The sequence below is a fragment of the Empedobacter sp. UBA7611 genome (assembly GCF_002484365.1).
Lineage (GTDB): Bacteria > Bacteroidota > Bacteroidia > Flavobacteriales > Weeksellaceae > Empedobacter > Empedobacter falsenii_B.
Genome location: NZ_DLJR01000061.1, coordinates 1 through 17,925, shown reverse-complemented (window position 1 = coordinate 17,925; position 17,925 = coordinate 1). Strand labels below are relative to the sequence as shown.

17 protein-coding genes and 1 riboswitch are annotated in these 17,925 nt (G+C 30.8%); of the genes, 11 read left to right on the top strand and 6 right to left on the bottom strand.

Annotation, left to right across the window (positions count from 1 at the left end; genetic code table 11):
- The first annotated feature begins 28 nt into the window (after positions 1-28).
- From B3R94_RS10310 to B3R94_RS10295, 4 genes are all read left to right on the top strand, one after another.
- Positions 29-2,293, top strand: coding sequence for a two-component regulator propeller domain-containing protein (locus tag B3R94_RS10310; RefSeq protein ID WP_291100645.1), 2,265 nt, complete (start codon positions 29-31; stop codon positions 2,291-2,293).
- Complete coding sequence (gene recO / locus B3R94_RS10305) at positions 2,293-3,012, top strand: DNA repair protein RecO (protein ID WP_291090692.1); 720 nt, start codon at positions 2,293-2,295, stop codon at positions 3,010-3,012. Before B3R94_RS10310 ends, recO begins: the two co-directional genes overlap by 1 nt.
- Positions 3,012-3,623, top strand: a complete 612-nt coding sequence (locus tag B3R94_RS10300; protein ID WP_291100642.1) for a hypothetical protein — start codon at positions 3,012-3,014, stop codon at positions 3,621-3,623. Before recO ends, B3R94_RS10300 begins: the two co-directional genes overlap by 1 nt.
- Before the next feature lie 70 nt (positions 3,624-3,693).
- A complete protein-coding gene (locus B3R94_RS10295; protein ID WP_125349970.1) occupies positions 3,694-4,845 on the top strand; it encodes a cystathionine gamma-synthase in 1,152 nt (383 codons plus the stop codon).
- Between the two features lie 48 nt (positions 4,846-4,893).
- Here B3R94_RS10295 and B3R94_RS10290 read toward each other — a convergent pair whose 3' ends face one another.
- A complete protein-coding gene (locus tag B3R94_RS10290) occupies positions 4,894-5,952 on the bottom strand; it encodes a hypothetical protein (RefSeq protein WP_219034053.1) in 1,059 nt (352 codons plus the stop codon).
- A 124-nt stretch (positions 5,953-6,076) separates the two neighbouring features.
- Here B3R94_RS10290 and B3R94_RS10285 point away from each other — a divergent pair, with 124 nt between their 5' ends.
- Positions 6,077-6,670 (top strand): hypothetical protein, encoded by a 594-nt coding sequence (locus B3R94_RS10285; protein ID WP_291100638.1) that lies wholly within the window; start codon positions 6,077-6,079, stop codon positions 6,668-6,670.
- A 4-nt stretch (positions 6,671-6,674) separates the two neighbouring features.
- Here B3R94_RS10285 and B3R94_RS10280 read toward each other — a convergent pair whose 3' ends face one another.
- On the bottom strand, positions 6,675-7,259 hold the full coding sequence (locus B3R94_RS10280) for a hypothetical protein (protein ID WP_280049934.1): 585 nt from the start codon (positions 7,257-7,259) through the stop codon (positions 6,675-6,677).
- Positions 7,260-7,286: 27 nt separating this feature from the next.
- On the bottom strand, positions 7,287-7,766 hold the full coding sequence (locus B3R94_RS10275; protein ID WP_291100634.1) for a hypothetical protein: 480 nt from the start codon (positions 7,764-7,766) through the stop codon (positions 7,287-7,289).
- Between the two features lie 45 nt (positions 7,767-7,811).
- Between B3R94_RS10275 and B3R94_RS10270 the strand changes: the two genes are divergently transcribed.
- Positions 7,812-8,558 (top strand): alpha/beta fold hydrolase, encoded by a 747-nt coding sequence (locus B3R94_RS10270; RefSeq protein WP_291100631.1) that lies wholly within the window; start codon positions 7,812-7,814, stop codon positions 8,556-8,558.
- Here the strand turns inward: B3R94_RS10270 and B3R94_RS10265 are convergent.
- Positions 8,555-8,995 (bottom strand): nucleoside deaminase, encoded by a 441-nt coding sequence (locus B3R94_RS10265; RefSeq protein WP_125349964.1) that lies wholly within the window; start codon positions 8,993-8,995, stop codon positions 8,555-8,557. The genes B3R94_RS10270 and B3R94_RS10265 overlap by 4 nt on opposite strands.
- A 77-nt stretch (positions 8,996-9,072) precedes the next feature.
- On the opposite strand from B3R94_RS10265, the gene B3R94_RS10260 reads away from it, so the two are divergent.
- A complete protein-coding gene (locus B3R94_RS10260; protein ID WP_291100628.1) occupies positions 9,073-9,978 on the top strand; it encodes an EamA family transporter in 906 nt (301 codons plus the stop codon).
- Positions 9,979-10,013: 35 nt separating this feature from the next.
- Here the strand turns inward: B3R94_RS10260 and B3R94_RS10255 are convergent, their stop codons facing one another.
- The gene (locus tag B3R94_RS10255) at positions 10,014-11,093 is read right to left on the bottom strand and encodes a DUF5074 domain-containing protein (RefSeq protein WP_291100625.1); all 1,080 of its coding nucleotides are present in this window, start codon (positions 11,091-11,093) and stop codon (positions 10,014-10,016) included.
- A 6-nt stretch (positions 11,094-11,099) separates the two neighbouring features.
- Entirely contained in the window at positions 11,100-12,908 is a 1,809-nt protein-coding gene (locus B3R94_RS10250) for a TonB-dependent receptor plug domain-containing protein (RefSeq protein WP_291100623.1), read from the bottom strand.
- Positions 12,909-12,942: 34 nt separating this feature from the next.
- A riboswitch (cobalamin riboswitch) is annotated at positions 12,943-13,085 on the bottom strand.
- Between the two features lie 174 nt (positions 13,086-13,259).
- On the opposite strand from B3R94_RS10250, the gene B3R94_RS10245 reads away from it, so the two are divergent.
- From B3R94_RS10245 to B3R94_RS10230, 4 genes are all read left to right on the top strand, one after another.
- The gene (locus B3R94_RS10245; protein ID WP_038336776.1) at positions 13,260-13,511 is read left to right on the top strand and encodes a TM2 domain-containing protein; all 252 of its coding nucleotides are present in this window, start codon (positions 13,260-13,262) and stop codon (positions 13,509-13,511) included.
- 159 nt (positions 13,512-13,670) lie between these two features.
- Positions 13,671-14,648 carry a pyruvate dehydrogenase complex E1 component subunit beta gene (locus tag B3R94_RS10240; RefSeq protein ID WP_280049928.1) on the top strand — a complete coding sequence of 326 codons (978 nt, stop codon included), beginning with the start codon at positions 13,671-13,673 and terminating at the stop codon, positions 14,646-14,648.
- A gap of 77 nt (positions 14,649-14,725) precedes the next feature.
- Positions 14,726-17,263 carry a DUF5686 family protein gene (locus tag B3R94_RS10235; RefSeq protein ID WP_291100618.1) on the top strand — a complete coding sequence of 846 codons (2,538 nt, stop codon included), beginning with the start codon at positions 14,726-14,728 and terminating at the stop codon, positions 17,261-17,263.
- A gap of 30 nt (positions 17,264-17,293) precedes the next feature.
- Positions 17,294-17,776, top strand: coding sequence for an inorganic diphosphatase (locus tag B3R94_RS10230; RefSeq protein ID WP_038336778.1), 483 nt, complete (start codon positions 17,294-17,296; stop codon positions 17,774-17,776).
- Positions 17,777-17,925 lie beyond the last annotated feature (149 nt).

The following is a 17,925-nucleotide window of genomic DNA, read 5'->3' as shown; positions in this document are numbered from 1 at the left end:
GTTATAAATTACAGTATTTTTGTGCATTATGAAGACAAAATTGTTCATTTTCATCACCATGATTTTCACAAGTTTAAACGCTCAAAATGATAAAGTGCGTTGGACTGATCTTTTTTCTTACAATAATGTGAAATTGTTGGAAGAAGTAAATGGTGTGATTTATTGTGGAACTGAAAACGGAATTTTCTTGTTCAATCCTCAAAATCCAACAAGTGATTGGATTAAACTAAATAAAACCAATTTTTTGAACAATGTTGGGGTTTCTGCAATGGCTTATGATATAGATTCGGATTCGTTTTTAGTTGGGTATGAAAATGGAGGTTTAGATTTATTGAAATCTGGAGAATCGACAATGGTTTTGGATATCAAATGGAATGGTTTTTCGGGTGATAAAAAAGTCAATCATATTTTTATAAATGATGGAATTGCGTTTATTTCTGGAGCTTTTGGAATTGTTTCTTTCGACTTAAAAGAGGAAGAATTTAAAGAAACAACACGTACAAATACAGCTGTTGTAAATGATGCAACAATTAACGGAACAACTCTTTATATTGCAACAGATAAAGGAATCTATTCGAGCGAATTATCGGATAAGAATTTGAATAATCCAGATTTTACAAATAGAAAAATTTGGAAAGAAGAAATTGTTGGTCAAAATGTTACAAATATAGAATTATTTGAAAATGAGATTTATTATTCGGTAAACAATGAATTAAAATCATTAAATGGCTCTTCAGTGGGTTCTTATAATACAATTCTTAATTTAAAATCATCTAATGGACAATTAATTGTTACTCAAAACAATCAAGTTTCTGATTTGAGTGGTGTACATTATTCTAAAAATGATCAAGATGGAAATGTTATAAACTTCAACACAGGAATTTTTATTAACAATATTTATTTTGGAGGATCTGTAAATCATGGAATTATTAATTTATCTAATCATAAAGAATTTTATCCCGATGGACCTTTCAATAATAAAGCTTGGTCTGTATCAACAGCTAAAAGTAAAGTCTGGATTGCACCAGGAGGAATGGGAGATGTTTATAATACTCCAGCTGAAAATGTAGATGGTTTTTCATATTACGATAGTAAAAATTGGAAACATTTTTCTTTCTCAAAAATTAAAGCAAAAGATATAGTACAAGTAGAAGTGAATCCATTAGATGATAATAAATTTGTAGTAGGATCTTATAATTATTATGATAGAGATGTAGATGGACGACGAGATGTGTTAGAGTTTAATTTAGCAGATAACGATGAGCCAAAAATAATTTTACAAAAAAATGATTTTTCTAGTTCAAGAATAGCAGGTCTTAATTACGATCTTTTAGGAAATCTATATGTTGCAGCTTCTTTTCCTGTAGATAAAGCGGCAGGTGCTGGATATCCTGATTCAAAATTTAATTATTATGCAAGAAGAAAGAATGGAAATACTTCTTGGGAAATTATTGGATCTGAAAAAAATATAGCTTCTACTGCTGTAAAACCTATAGCAGGTAGCCAATATACTTTTTTTCCTAATGCACGTTATGGTGGAATCTCTGTTGTGGATAACTCAAATTTTAAAGAGATTGTAAATATAAAAGTTGCAAATGGAGACTTACCAAGTGATGATGTACATACAGTTTCACTTGATAAAAGTGGAAATCTTTGGATCGGAACAGGGCAAGGTTTAGTGGTTTTGTACGGAGCTGATAATGCTGTAAGTTCTAATAATATAATTGCCGAGCCTGTTGTTATTATTCAAGATGGAATTCCGGAAGCGTTGTTAACTGATGTTGGGATTTACGCTATAAAAGTAGATAACGCAAATAATAAATGGATTGCAACAAATGGGGCAGGAGTTTATTATGTTTCGGATAGTGGAGAAACGACGAAATTACATTTTACGTCTAAAAATTCACCTTTACCTTCGGATGTTGTGTACGATGTTTCGATTGATGAATCGACAGGAAAAGTATATTTTGCAACAGAAAAAGGTGTGGTTTCGTATAATGGAGATGTGTCGACAGAAGCGAATAATTTTAACAATGCAATTGCGTATCCAAATCCTTATCGACCAGAATATAAAGGGAATGTTACGATAAAAAATCTTCCAAATCGTGCGTTGGTTAAGATTACAGATATTGTTGGAAATTTACTTTTTGAGAAAAAAGCCGAAGGAGGAATTGTAGAATGGAATACAAATAATGCAAAAGGAAAGCCAGTAGCTTCTGGAATTTACTTAGTTTTGATGACAAATGCAGATGGTACAGAAACCAAAACATTGAAAATTGCAGTTGTCCGTTAATGAAAATTTTAGAAACCAAAGCCATTGTACTTTCAAGCTTAAAATATGGTGACACGAGTTTAATTATTCGTTGTTATACACAAGATTTTGGCTTAAAATCATTTATAGCAAAAGGAGTTTTCTCCAAAAAAAAGCGAAATACTTCGTTGTATTTTCCGCTAGCAGAAATAGATTTGAGCTTTCAACCGAAATCAAATGAGCAACAATTGGTTTTCTTAAAATCAGTGCAAACGTCGTATTATTACGAATCGTTGCATTTTCATCCCATCAAATCGGCGATTGTTTTTTTCTTAGCTGAAATCTTAAATTTAGTGTTGAAAGAAGAAGCTGATAATCCTGAATTATACTTTTACATCGAACATTCGCTAAAAGAATTTGATCAAAAGAAAGACGATTTTGCAGATTTTCATTTGATTTTTTTGATTCAATTATCTCATTTTCTTGGTTTTTATCCAAATTTAGAAACTGACGGAAATCTATTTGATTTAGAAAATGGATTTTTTACCAATTCAAATTCATCCATCAATATGTTGAAAGCAGATGAAACTGTTTTGTTCAAAAAATTGTTAGAATTACACTTTTCTGAAGATTCTAAAAATACATTCAATCAATCACAACGTTCTCTCTTACTCGAGATTCTAGTGAAGTATTATCAAATTCATACCAATAATTTCAAGAAGCCAAAATCATTACAAGTCTTACACGAATTGTTTAGTTAATGGGAAGAAAGAATAAAAAATCAAAAAAGAAAGATATAGCAAAAAATACTACAAAAAAAGAGTTTGTTTCTACCAAGACATCAAATTTTATTTCAATTGTATTATTAGTTATTGCATTTGTCCTCTATAAGAAAGATGAATTAATATTATTTAATGTAGGATGGTGGTCTTATATTGTATTATTTATATTTTCACTGATTTTCGTTTTTTTAATATTAAATATACCAATATTTAAACGTAAATTAGTAGAAACGGGATATTGGAAAGATATTGTTTTAATTTCCATTTATTACTCGATTTTTCTCTCAATATCTTTTTATTATGGATCGAAACATATTGTTAATGATTTAGCAAAAGATCAAATAATTACAGAAAATTGTGAATTTTTAGAAGTTAAAAAACGAAGACATAGAAGAGGTGGAGATTATTATAAGCTGAAAGTTAATTTTAAAGGAAATAAAGAAACAATAGATTTAGATAAAAACTTATATCAACAGCTTGAAAAAGTTAGTTTGACAAAAAATCATGCAATTATAAAAGTTAGACCTTCTATTTTTGATATTTATATAGTGGAGAATGTTCTTATTGAATCCAAAATTCTCCTGAAATAAATTCTAACAAATCTTTAAAACAAAGAATAAATAAAACTCCATATATTTGCTATAGTTAAAAGCATTTACAATGAAATTCAATACAAAAGCTATACATGGAGGTCAACAACATGACCCTTCTACAGGAGCCGTAATGACTCCAATTTACCAAACATCAACATTCGCGCAAAGATCACCAGGAGATTACAAAGGATACGAATATTCTCGTGGTGCAAATCCAACAAGAACTGCTTTAGAAAATGCATTAGCATCTATCGAAGGTGGAGTTGCAGGTTTTGCATTTGGTTCTGGTTTGGCAGCAATCGATGGTGTATTAAAATTATTTAAACCAGGTGATGAAATCATCGCGATGGACGATTTATATGGAGGTTCTTACCGTTTGTTTACACGTGTTTATGAAAAATTCGGATTGAAATTCCATTTTGTAGACATGACAAATGTTGAGGCTGTTGTTGCTTTAATTAATGATAATACAAAAATGGTTTGGGTTGAAACACCTACAAATCCATTGATGAAAGTGGTTGATATCAAAGCGGTAAATGATGCTGCAAAAGCAAAAAAATCTGATATTTTAGTCGCTGTTGATAATACATTTGCGTCGCCATATTTACAACGACCAATTGAGTTGGGAGCAGATATTGTGATGCATTCAGCAACAAAATATTTAGGAGGTCACTCAGATTTAGTTGCTGGAGCAATTGTGGTAAACTCTGAACAATTGGCAACAGATGTTCACTTCAATTTATTTGCAACAGGAGGAATTTTAGGACCACAAGATTCTTACTTAGTTTTACGTGGAATCAAAACATTGGCTGTTCGTATGGATCGTCATTGTTCAAATGGAATGAAAATCGCACAATTTTTAGAAGCTCATCCTAAAGTTGCGCATACGTATTATCCAGGTTTAGAAAATCATCCACAACACGAAATTGCGAAAAAGCAAATGAAAGATTTCGGAGGAATGGTAACGTTTACGTTGACTTCTGGGAAAAAAGAAGATGCTTTCAAAATTTTAGAAAACTTAAAAGTCTTCACTTTAGCTGAATCATTAGGAGGAGTTGAATCGTTAGCAAATCATCCAGCTACGATGACACACGCATCTATTCCAGCTGAAAAACGTGCTGAAATTGGTATTACAGATGATCTAATTCGTTTGTCTGTTGGTATCGAAGATATAGATGACTTATTAGAAGATTTAGAACAAGTTTTGAACTTGATTTAATCGATAAATGGAAAATAAAAAAACGGAATCTATAAGATTCCGTTTTTTTTATTGAATTGGAGTTAACGCTTCAGAATTTCGGAGTATTGCAATATATTGAAAATAATCAGTTGTTTTTAAATTTTCTTTTGGTGTAAAGTTTTCTCCAAATAATCTTGACTTTATTTGAATTAAATTTTGAGAAGATTTGTATGGTGAATTTTTCGCATTAAGATTAAAAATTGAAATGGAATTAGACTTTGCAAGTTCTTTAAAATCAAGAATACCTTTTATTAACATCATCGGTCCATCAGCATTTACCCAGTTTATTTTTTCATTTTCTGGAGTAGGAAATTGATCATTTTTAGGTAAATACATTTCACTGTCCAATGTATAACTTACGATGCTTGTTACGTTATATTTATTGTCTAAAAGTCTTTCAGCAAAAGGTTTTTCTTTATCATTCATACTTTTTTGAAGTGTATGAAAAAGACCAAATAATCCATAGAATTTTTCATTTTGTAGATGATTCTTTGAAATGATATGATTAAAATTTTCAATCATTGCAGAATCTCTTGAAATTTTGTTGTTAGAATCATCAAAGTTTGTATCAATACCCAAAACAACGATTTTAGATGAATCATTTAATGTTTTATTGTAATCATACAAGTTGTTCCATTTTTTTAGTAACTCTTGACTTGATTGTTGAGGAATTCTTTTTTTAATAGCTAAAACAACTTCTTTTAATAATTTTTCATTTTTAACATCGGAGCTTAGAAATGTGTTTAATTTTTTAGAATTTAAACTGTCCATTTCGGCAATGTAATAGTTGAATCCAAGATTCTTATTCAAATATTTAAACATAAATTCATCTAATTTTTGATTGTCAGCAAAACCATGAATTTCACCTAATAGAATAACATTTGAAGTGTTGAAGTTATTATCAAAAATCTGAGAATCAAAGTTGCTGTCAATTGTTGTTTTATTATTTTTTAGATAGCCAATATTTGTTTCATTTTTAGAAGCTAAGAAAATTTTATTACTAATAAATAAATACAAAAAAATAAGTGTAATTATTGAAATTAGAGCAATAAAGAAGATTTTTAGGATTTTGATAAGTGTTTTCATGTTGTTAATTTTTATCAAAACTATAGTTAGCAAAAGACTTGTATAAATATATGTTTACGAATTGTTGATTTTTTAGGATGAATTGAGAAAATCATTTACTGAAAATTTTTTCTATTTTTATAAAATGAAGTTTCTAATTCTTTTCTTACTTTCTGTGATGAGTTTTGCTCAAAAGTTGGATACGATTAATCTCAATCAAGTTGAGGTAGTGAATTATTCCAATTACAAACAATTTCGTCCAAAGTTTAAACAAGTGGTTCGATTAACGGATAACACAAGTTTCGGACTTAAAATATTTTCGAATTTATTACTTCCAAATGAGAAAGAAATTGAAATTGTCGCAATTGAAATTTTGTTTGAATCAAAAGTGAAAAAGAAAAATTATTGCAACGAATATTATTATTTCAAACCAATGATTCTAAAATCGATTGAGGATAAACAAAGTTTGATTGAAGAAAAATGGTTTGAAGTGGATAAAGATTATCAAGGAAAATATATTTTTCCGATTCATTTAAAACTTAAACCTTCAGAGATGAAAAACTATTTTATTGGATTAGAAACTTCTTATGAAAATCCTTTTTGTCCCGAAGGAAATGGCTATTTTGATTTGATTAATACGAAACAACCAGTTGATTTATATTATGAAATTAATGGTGAAATGATTAAACAAGATATTTTGAAAAATCATTCACTCAACTACAAAATCTACTACAAATAGAAATTTACTTCCACAATAATTTCAATTCAACTTTATATTTTCCAGCGTATGGTTTTGGGTTTGTCGGTTTCTCAGAAATCGAGAATTGATACACACCACGAGCAGGTAATTCGAAAATGGTTTCTTTGCCAAAAGGACCACCTTTTATAGAATCCACAGGTCCTTTGATGTGATTAATTCTGATATTTGCTGTAGAATCTTGCGCAGAAATTTTGATCCAAACTTTTTTAGCAGAATCTGCATTAAAGGTAAATGTATTTGTTTGTCCTGCTATTTTAGTTGGTTCTGCTTTAGCTTTTGCATAACTTACTTCCAGATTTTCGGTTGTGTTATTAGCACTTAACGGAATAATTTTATCTGCGTTAGATACAACTTTTTGTTGAGGTTTTGTCACAACTTTCTTCTGAGGAGAAGCTGTTTTTACCACTTCTTCCTTCATTACATCTTCTGTTGTTGGCTTATCTTTTTTTACCAAATCCTTGTACGCAGAATCAACTCCAATCTTGCTTGGATAAATGGTTGGTGTAGATTTGTCTTCACAACTATAAAGCGTAATCAATGTAATAAAAGCGATAAAAGTCCATTTCATAACAGAAAAATTCTGTTGTAAAAGTAACTATTTTAACTGCAATTTCAAGGTATATTTTCCTTCAAATGGATCGCCTTGCATCAAACTTTCGCCAATTCGAATTTGATACAAACCTTTTTCGTTTAAATCGTAATTGATTTCTTGTCTAAAAGGACCATCTTTTTCATTATTTGGAGAGATAAGTTGATTAATTCTAATGTTTCCTAGTTTATCTTGAGGAATTATTTGAATAAAAACAGATGAAGAAGAATCATTTCTAAAACTAAATGTTTGTTCTTCTTTTGCTACTTTTTCAATTTCAAATTTACCTTTTCCTTGTATTAATTTCAATTCAGAATTATTCATAATCTTTGGAGAAGCAAAAGCAATTTCCTGAATAGAAGAATCTTTTTTAATTTCTTTTTGTACAGAACCTCCAATTATAAGTGATTTATTTCTTGTAATACAATAAATAAGAATAGCACCAATAGCTATTGTGAGTATTATAATAGGATTATATTTTTTCATTGTTGTAAATTTGTATTTAATTAATTACAAATTCTGAACCAAAATATGTTGTTCTACGAAAGTATTGGAGTTGGGAAACCTATAGTTTTCTTACATGGTTTTTTGGAAAATCATAAAATATGGAATCGTTTACAGAATGATTTATTTCATCACAATCAAATTATTACAATTGATTTACCTGGACATGGAAATTCTGAAAATTTTCAAGAGGTGAATACGATGGAAGAAATGGCAGAAAAAGTGATTGAAGTTCTGGATGAATTAAATCTTGAAAAAGTAGCTTTTGTAGGACATTCGATGGGAGGATATGTGACGTGTGCGTTGGCTGATCTTTTTCCTGAACGAGTAGAAAATATTGTTTTGATTAACTCCTCGACTTTACCAGATGATGAAGCGAAGAAAAATCAACGTTTGAAAGCGTGTGAAACTGCTCGTAAAAATTTCAATGCGTTGGTGAGTTTTAGTATGCCTACTTTATTTGCAGCGCATCATCGAGATCAATTCAAAGATGAGTTGAAATTTGTAAAAGAAATTGCTTTAAAAACTCCAATTGAAGGGGTTTGTGCAGCTTTGAAAGGAATGCGAGAGCGTCCATATCGTTCGTCGATTTTGTATGATTTCAAAGGTGGAATTTATATTATTGTTGGAATGAATGATGAAACAGTTAATCCTGAATTATTTTTAACTTTAATTCCAAATTTACCTAATATTCATTTGTACAAATTTGATGGCGGACACATGGCTTTTATAGAAAATTATGACGAAGTTTTATCGATTTTGAAATCAATTTAACGCTTGCGTTGAAAAAAATCTTTCATCAATAGACCACATTCATCTTCCATAATTCCCGAAACAATTTCAGTTTTTGGATGTAACTCGCCAATTTTTGCTTTAAAACCACGTTTTTCATCCGAAGCACCATAAACCACTTTCGAGATTTGGCTCCAATACAACGCTCCGCCGCACATCACACAAGGTTCTAAGGTTACATACAATGTGCAATCTTGTAAGTATTTTCCACCCAAATAATTTGCTGCAGACGTAATGGCTTGCATTTCAGCATGCGCGGTAACATCAGTCAACGTTTCGGTTAAATTATGTGCTTTCGCGATAATTTTGTTGTTACAAACAATCACAGCTCCAACTGGAATTTCGTCTCGCTCGAAAGCTGTAATCGCTTCGTTAAAGGCTATTCGCATAAAATATTCGTCTGTAAAAAGATTTTCCATTTCTATAAAATTTAAGGCAAAAATAATCATTTCCAAATTGGATATTCGATACATTTGTACAAATTGATGCCTCTTTTATGAATCAATCAAAATATATCATTGCAGCCATTGTAACCTACTTTATGTGGGGATTTTTCAGTTTCGGATTGAAACCAATCGCAGGTTATCCACCTTTGGATATTCTATTTTTTAGATTGTACGTTTCGGTTTTCTTTTTAGTGGTAATTAATCTTGGATTTCGACGCAATAAGATGAAAGCTGATTTTGATTTATTCAAATCATTTGATAAAAAGAAACAGAAAAAATTAGGAAGTTTAATTGTTGGCGGATCGTTGATTTTGATGACAAATTGGTTGATGTTTATTATTGTCATGAATCATATTAGTGTGCAAGCAGCATCGCTTTCGTACTTGGTTTGCCCGATTATTACTACCGTTTTGGCTTTCATTATTCTGAAAGAACATTTGACCAAAATAAAATGGATTGCAGTTGGTATTAGTCTTTTAGCATGTTTGGTTATTTCTATAGGTCATCTTATAGACTTGGTTTATAGTTTGATTGTAGCTTGTACATTTGCACTCTATATCATTATTCAGAGAAGTTTGAATGTTTTTGATAGTTTCAATTTGTTGATGACACAATTATTAATTGTAGCCATTCTGATGTTACCATTGGTTTTCATCTTTTCAGGACCAATTCCGACCGAAACAATTTTCTATCAATGTATCATGATGATTGTGATTTTGTTCACTATCATTCCAATGTTCTTAAATAATTTTGCTTTAAAAGGAATTGACTCTTCAACCGTTGGAATTTTAATTTATTTGAATCCAATTATGAATTTTGTTTTAGCAATTTTCTATTACAAAGAAGCCGTTTCTCCAATGCAAATGATCGGTTATAGTTTGATTTTACTAGCGATTGTAGTGTTTAATTCACAAACAATTTTCAAAATGAAAAACATAAAAAAATCTGAAGTTTAAAGTTCAGATTTTTTATGTTGATTTTTCAGGAAATATTATTTGATGTAAACAGAATTTGGTGAAACTCCAGTTGTAATTGCTGGATTTTTAAGACCTCCTTGTGCATTCTGAATTAATAATCGTCCATTAGAATTGTAATCTTTTGCGTCTAAAACATAAAAAGTATCACCTTTTACATAAAAACCATATACATTATCAGCTCCTGTTATGTAATCTGCTTTTGTAGGCAAAACTGTCGCATTTGTAGCCATAGAATAAACAGAATTATTAACGATGTAATACAATTTACTATTCTCTGCAACTAAGAAATTTGGATGTTGTCCATCAGGAAAATTCATTTCTAATTTGTCTTCTGAAGTTAAATTATAACGAACCAATTTTCCTTTTGTAGTATTATTTCCGTAAGAAACACCTTGAGAAAGTACTAATAGATTTCCGTTTTGAATTGTTAAATCCGTCGGAACATCACCAACATTTATACTTTTTTTATCATTTGTTTTAAGGTCAATAATTGTAACTGTTTTACCTGTTCCCCAGCCACCTTTTTGTGCAACATAAAGTTTGTTATTGTCAAGAATCATTTTTTCTGGACCTTCGTCAACCTTATATTTTTCTACGAAAGTTAAATCACTGATTTTGTATTTTGCAATAAAATCGTCTGTCGTAACATTAGGATCTCCCCAGTTTGAGATATACAAAAATTGATCATCAGAAACGATATAACGAGGGTTGCTCATATTATCTGATGATGGAATTGTACTAATTTTTTTGAAAGTTGTGTTGTCTACAACTTCTACTTTATTAGAAACATTAAGAACAATATAAGCTTTGTTTCCTTTGAAATACATGCTTTGTCCTACAGAACCCAATTGCGCACCTGCGTTCGCAGTCTTGAAAATTTCTTGAATAGGATTTGTTGTACTTACATCTTTTGTTGGATCAAAATAAGTGATTTCTGCGTTAGCTGAATTGAAACCTCCTTCATTCAAAATAAAAACTCCTTTCGAGTAGTTTCCTTTTTCAGGATCATTGTTTGGTCCATCATCGTCATTTGAACAAGATTGTAAAAATACTCCTGCCAAGGCTATAAGTGCGATTGATTTAAATTTAGTCATAGTTTTTTAAAATTTTATTTGTATTTGTATGTTATAATTTGTGCCTGGTTGCCAACGATTTTCTTGCGTTTGATATTCTTGGTTAAACACATTATTCACTCTCATAGAAACGCTATAAAGTGGTGAAATCGTATAGTTTAAACCTAAATTCGCTAGCCAAAAACCATCAAGTGTTCTTTCTTCTTCCGAATCGGTAAAAACTTTACTTGTATAAATATTTTGTACAAAAGCAGATAACCGTTTGTAAGTGTATTGTGCGCTCGCCGTCCATTTATGGTTTGGGGAATACATCAATTCCTTATTTTTAAATTTATCTTTTGTTTTGATGTATGCATAAGTTGTATTGAAACTAAACGCATTCCATTTGTAATTTCCAATCATTTCAAAACCATAGGTTTCTGCTTTGTTGATGTTCACAGGAACCCAATAAGAACTGTTTTGCGAGCTCGGAATCCATTGAATCATATCACTCAACTTATTATAAAAAATATTGGTTTGAATGTTTAAATTTTTGCTGATAAAATCATTTCCTAATTCAAATTGATAAGCTGATTCTGATTTCAAATCTGGATTTCCGCCAGTTTTCCAAAATAAATCATTGTACGTTGGATTTCTGAAATTTTTCGAAACATTTCCTCTCAATTGATATGAATGTATTGGACGATAATTAAAACCTAACGAATAAATAAATGGATTTTGGTACGTGTCCGAAAAATCTTGGCGAATACTCGCTTCGTATTCCAAAACATCTGATAATTTATGCTTCGCGATTAAGGCAAAATTGATAGAGTTTTGATCACTTTTGGTCAAATTATTTCCACTTCCTTGATTATAATTAGCTTCAGATAAAAGTGAAAGCTCGAAATTATTGGTCAATTGATGATTCAGATAATATTTTAAAATATAATTATCAACTTGTAAATCGTCCGAATGAGATTTGTGAATATTGTTGAAATAACTGCTTTCTTCTCGGATATAAGCTAATTTTAACTGCGATTGCCACTTTTCATTTGGATTGAAATTCCATTCTGTCATCAAACGATAATCCTGATTTTCGTACCCAGAAGGCGTTGAACCAATATCAACCAAAGGAAATTCTCGCTTTCCAAAATTGAACATTGAATAAAGTTTCAATTCATTTTTAGGATCGAATTTATAACCAAAATTTCCATTCATCGTATTGAAATAATATTTCCCGTTCAAATTTTTCTTCATGTGATTCGGAATTTTATAATCATTATCAGATTGATTTCGTTCGTAATCGATTGAAGAACTAAATTTTTCTGTACTATATTTCAATTGATATTTTCCCGACCATGTATCGTAACTTCCGTATCCTAAATTTATTTTTTGCTGTAAACCTTTGTCATACTCAAATTTATTCAACAAATGAATTGTACCGCCGATAGAACCTGTTCCATACGCAATACTTCCGCCTCCTGGTTTCACTAAAATTCCGTCAAACGAATTACTTGCAAATAAATTAAAATCCGTTTGTCCTGTTGTTTGCGAATTGACATTTATTCCGTTCCAAATTACCGCTGTATGCGAAGCTAAAGTTCCACGAAACGAAGGCGAAGAAACCATTCCTCGTCCATTTTCTTTAAAATAAATTGGCGTTTGCGCTTGTAAAACTTGCGTCAGTTGATTAGGATTTTGCTCTAAAATACTATCATTAAGTTTGATAATACTTTGAGATTTGTAATGATTTTTAAGAAAAGCATCGTTCAAAATCAAAGGTTTCAAATTGATGGTATCCGTCTGTGCAAAAGCAATTCCAGCGATAAGATTAAAACAAAGAAAAAGTTTTTTCATATTAAAATCTGTTTTTCCTCCGAAAACATTTTCTATTAATTTGTTAGCAATGGCAGGTTTCCTGACTTATTCTTTTACAAAAAGTATGTTAGAATTTACAGTTGCGGGGACAGTTTTGGAATTGAACCAAATTCCCTTTTAACTCACTCGTTGAGCACCATTTTATGCAAATGTAAAGAAAAGCAATTGATTTTATAAAAAGTAGATTGTTAAATCGTTAACCTTAAATTAAGATCAGATTTATTTTATTTGTACAGTATTCAAAATCATTATATCTAGTGATTTTTAAGAATGATGGACAAATTAAATTTGTAACCAACAAAAACAATTATTATTTAAACTTTAAAAACGATGGAAAACAATCAGCCGTACAAATCAGAGAAAAAAATCATTGCTGGAATTTTAGGAATTTTAGTAGGATATTTAGGAATTCATAAATTCTATTTAGGATATACAAAAGAAGGAGTTATTCAAATTATTGCCACTTTTGTAACATTTGGATTTGCTGGACTTATTGGATTTATTGAAAGGATTATTTATTTGACTAAATCTGACGAAGAGTTTGATAAAACATATGTAGAAGGTCACAAAGGCTGGTTCTAAAATAGAGATTACATTCTTTTTTAAATATTTTTTCGATCCCAAAATAACTTTAGATTATTTTGGGATTTTTTTATTGAATGAATTCGTTTTAAATAATTCGCAAGTTTTTTATTACATTTGCTTTAGGAAAAAATATAATAAAGAACGAAATCGCATAAAATGGCTATAAAAACATTTAGAGAAGTAATCGCAGAGGCAATGAGTGAAGAAATGCGTCGCGATGAATCTATATTTTTAATTGGAGAAGAAGTAGCAGAATACAACGGAGCGTACAAAGCTTCGAAAGGAATGTTAGACGAATTTGGAGCAGAACGTGTAATTGATGCGCCAATCGCAGAGGCTGGTTTTTCTGGAATCGCAATTGGATCTACAATGACGGGATGTCGTCCAATTGTAGAATACATGACATTCAACTTCTCATTAGTGTCTATTGACCAAATTATCAATAACGCTGCAAAAATTTATCAAATGTCAGGAGGACAATTCAACTGTCCAATTGTATTTAGAGGACCTACTGCTTCTGCAGGACAGTTAGGAGCAACTCACTCACAAGCTTTTGAAAACTGGTATGCAAATGTACCTGGCCTTAAAGTAATTGTTCCTTCAAATCCTTATGACGCAAAAGGTTTATTAAAATCTGCAATTCGTGATAACGATCCAGTTATTTTCATGGAATCTGAACAGATGTATGGGGATAAAATGGAAATGCCAGATGAAGAATACACAATCGAAATTGGTAAAGCAGAAATCAAACGTGAAGGTACAGATGTAACATTAGTTTCTTTCGGGAAAATTATTAAGCAAGCTTACATCGCTGCTGATGAATTAGCAAAAGAAGGAATCAGTGTAGAAGTAATCGATTTACGTACAGTTCGCCCATTAGATTATGATACAATCTTCAAATCTGTGAAGAAAACAAATCGTTTGGTTGTTTTAGAAGAAGCTTGGCCTTTTGCTTCTGTTGCTTCAGAAATTACTTATATGGTTCAACAAAAAGCTTTCGACTATTTAGATGCGCCAATCAAACGTATTACAACGAAAGATACATCAGCACCTTACGCTCCAAACTTATATGAAACTTGGATTCCAAATGCAAAAGATGTAATTGAAGCTGTAAAATCAGTTATGTATAAATAATATAAGATTTATCAACTATATTTGTAAAGTCTAGCACATATTTTGCTAGGCTTTATTTTTTTAAACAAATCTTATTGATGAAAAGTTATATAACAGCTGTTTTTTTAGTTGTTTTGACGTCTTTGCACGCTCAAGTAAAAATTCAGGGAAAAGTGATCGATTCTGAAACATTGAAACCGATTCCTTATGCAGATATTCGTTTACCGGAGTTAAAAGTTAGTGCTACATCCAACTCAGATGGAACTTTTTATATCGAATCTAGTTCGAATACAAATAAAATTGTCGTATCAAAAAATGGATACGAAACTTCTGATTATGTAATCGAAAATAAAATTGATTATAATTTTATTGCTCAATTATTTTTAGCAGAAGACAATACTTCAGAAGAAGATGATGGAACGGTAGATTTACAAACCGCTGTTGTTTCGGCAAAGAAAAAACGTCTTAAAAAGAAAGAAAATCCAGCTTATGCTATTTTACGTGAAGTATGGAAGCGTAAAAAGAAAAATGGGCTAAAATTAGCTCCTCATTATCAGTACGACGAATACGAAAAGTTGCAATTTGATATTAGTAATATCGATTCAACTTTTATGAAACGTAAGATTTTTAAAGGAATGGAGTTTGTTTTCGAGAAAGTAGATACTTCTTCTATTAATGGAAAAACATATTTACCAGCTTTCTTGAATGAGTCAATTTACAATGTTGCGGGAATTAATAAACCTTCAACAAAAGAGCGTCGCGAATTAATTGCAAATAAGACATCAGGTTTCGAGAAAAATGAAGTGGTAGCTTCTACGGTAAAAAATCTTTTTCGTGATATTGATATTTATGATAATCGTATCAATATTTTAGACATCAAATTTGTGAGTCCAATTGCGACAGATGGTTTCGCGGTTTATGATTACGAATTGAAAGATACTGTTGATGTAGATGGAATAGAATCTTATCGAATCAAATATTATCCGCGTCGTGAAGGAGAGTTGACATTTAAAGGAGAATTATATATTTCGAAAGATGCTTATGCGGTGAAAGAGGTTGTGATGGAAACAACGAAAGAAATGAACGTGAATTTTGTGCGTAATATTTTCATGAATTTGGAATATGATATTCCAAATGATTCTATTTTCTACCCAAAGAAAGAATACGCGATGTTGGATATGTCGTTGTTGAGTAAAAAGGAAAGTGCAAAAGGAATTTTTGCGCATAAAACGGTGAATTATTACAATTACGATTTCGATACAATACATCCCGAAGCTTTTTATTACGAAAAATTAGATCCAGCAAAAGCTGCGCTTAACGAAAAAGATAATCAGTTTTGGGCAGAAAATCGTCCTGAAGCTTTAACGAAAGATCAAGAAGGGATTTACGAAACATTAGAGCAATTAAATAAAGTACCAAAATTCAATAATATTGTGAAAGCAATCGAGATTTTTGGTTCTGGATATTACAATGTCGGAAATGCTATTGATATCGGGAATTTATATTCATCTTTTGGATACAATCAAATCGAAGGTTTCCGTTTGAGAGCTGGAGCTCGTACATATTTTTCGCAAAATGATATGTGGCGTGCGCAAGGTTTCTTGGCATATGGTTTTGGAGATGATAAATTCAAATATGGAGCAGATTTTCGTTACATGTTCAATAAATATAATCGTTTTCAAGTCGGTATCGGAACAAAACGTGATGTAGAACAATTGGCTGCAACGTTAACGGCTTCTGACGGAATTATGACGCGTAGTTTTGCTTCGTCATCAATCATCAATCAAGGAGATAATACATTTTTGAGTAATAATAATTTGACAAATGTGTATGCGTCGATCGAACCTTGGAAAAATGTAACATTTCGTGTTGATGGAAATTATCAATTAATTAAACCAGCTGATGCAGAACATTTCTCGATTGGTTATGAAAAAAATGGTCAGATAAAAGAAACTTTAACAAACTCAAGTGTAAGTGTTTCGGTAATTGCTCGTCCAGGTGCAAAATATTCTCAATATGGAATTGATCGTTACGAAATGACAACACTTGCTCCAACGTTGATGTTGCGTTATACAAAAGGATTGAAAGGTGTAATTAATTCAGATTTTGAATATGATAAATTACAATTTTTATATACACAACCAATTTTGATTGGATCTTTTGGTAAATCATTGGTAACTGCAGAAGCTGGAAAAACATTTCAAGGTGTTCCTTTATCATTAATGAGTGCATTACCTGGTAATGAGAGTTACGGACAAGTTTATGGTACATTTTCGCAATTAGATTATTATGAATTTGTAACAGACGAATATGTAACGATGAATTGGGAACATCATTTTAACGGTTGGATTTTGAACAAAGTTCCGTTAATCAAAAAATTAAAATTAAGAGAAGTTGGATTCTTGAGAGCGGCTTACGGAGACATTTCTGAGAAAAGTAAAGCTATTAATCGTTCGACAATAGAATATTTTGCACCAAATCAACAAATCTACTACGAATACGGGTTTGGGATCGAAAACATTGGTTTTGGAAACATTAGACCAATACGTGTTGATTTTAATTGGCGCGGAAATTATAATAATTTGCCAGATGTTCGTAAATTTGGCATCACAATCGGTTTAGATTGGAATTTTTAGAAAATACATAATAAAAAAAAGAATATTACAATGACTTTTGATGCAATCATTGAAATCCCAAGAGGATCTCGCAATAAATATGAAATGGATCACGAAACAGGAAGAATCCGTTTTGATCGTGTTTTATACTCTCCAATGTTCTACCCAGCTGATTACGGTTTCGTAGAAAATACATTAGGATTAGACGGAGATCCAATTGACGTATTAGTTTTCTTAACAGAACCTACTGTTCCTGGATGTGTAATCGAAGTAAAAACAATCGGTGTTCTTAAAATGTCTGATGACAAAGGACAAGATGAAAAATTAATTTGTGTACCAGTTGCTGATCCAACATGGAACCAATTAGAAAACATCACTGATATGAATCCTCATACATTGAAAGAAGTTGAGCACTTTTTCAGAGTTTATAAAGACTTAGAAAATAAAACAACAACAATTGAAGGGTACGGTGATAAAGCAGAAGCAGAACAATTATTGCAAGATGCAAGAGAGCGTTTCGTACCAGCTCACTAAGAAATAATTTATAATTTCATATAAATAGTCCTCATTTTTTGAGGACTATTTTTTTTGAAATCGTTTTAACACTATTCTCTTTGTATATTAATTTTTAGTTATTAATTTCAACTCGTAGTGCATTTAGGTAATATTAATTTTTAAGTTGT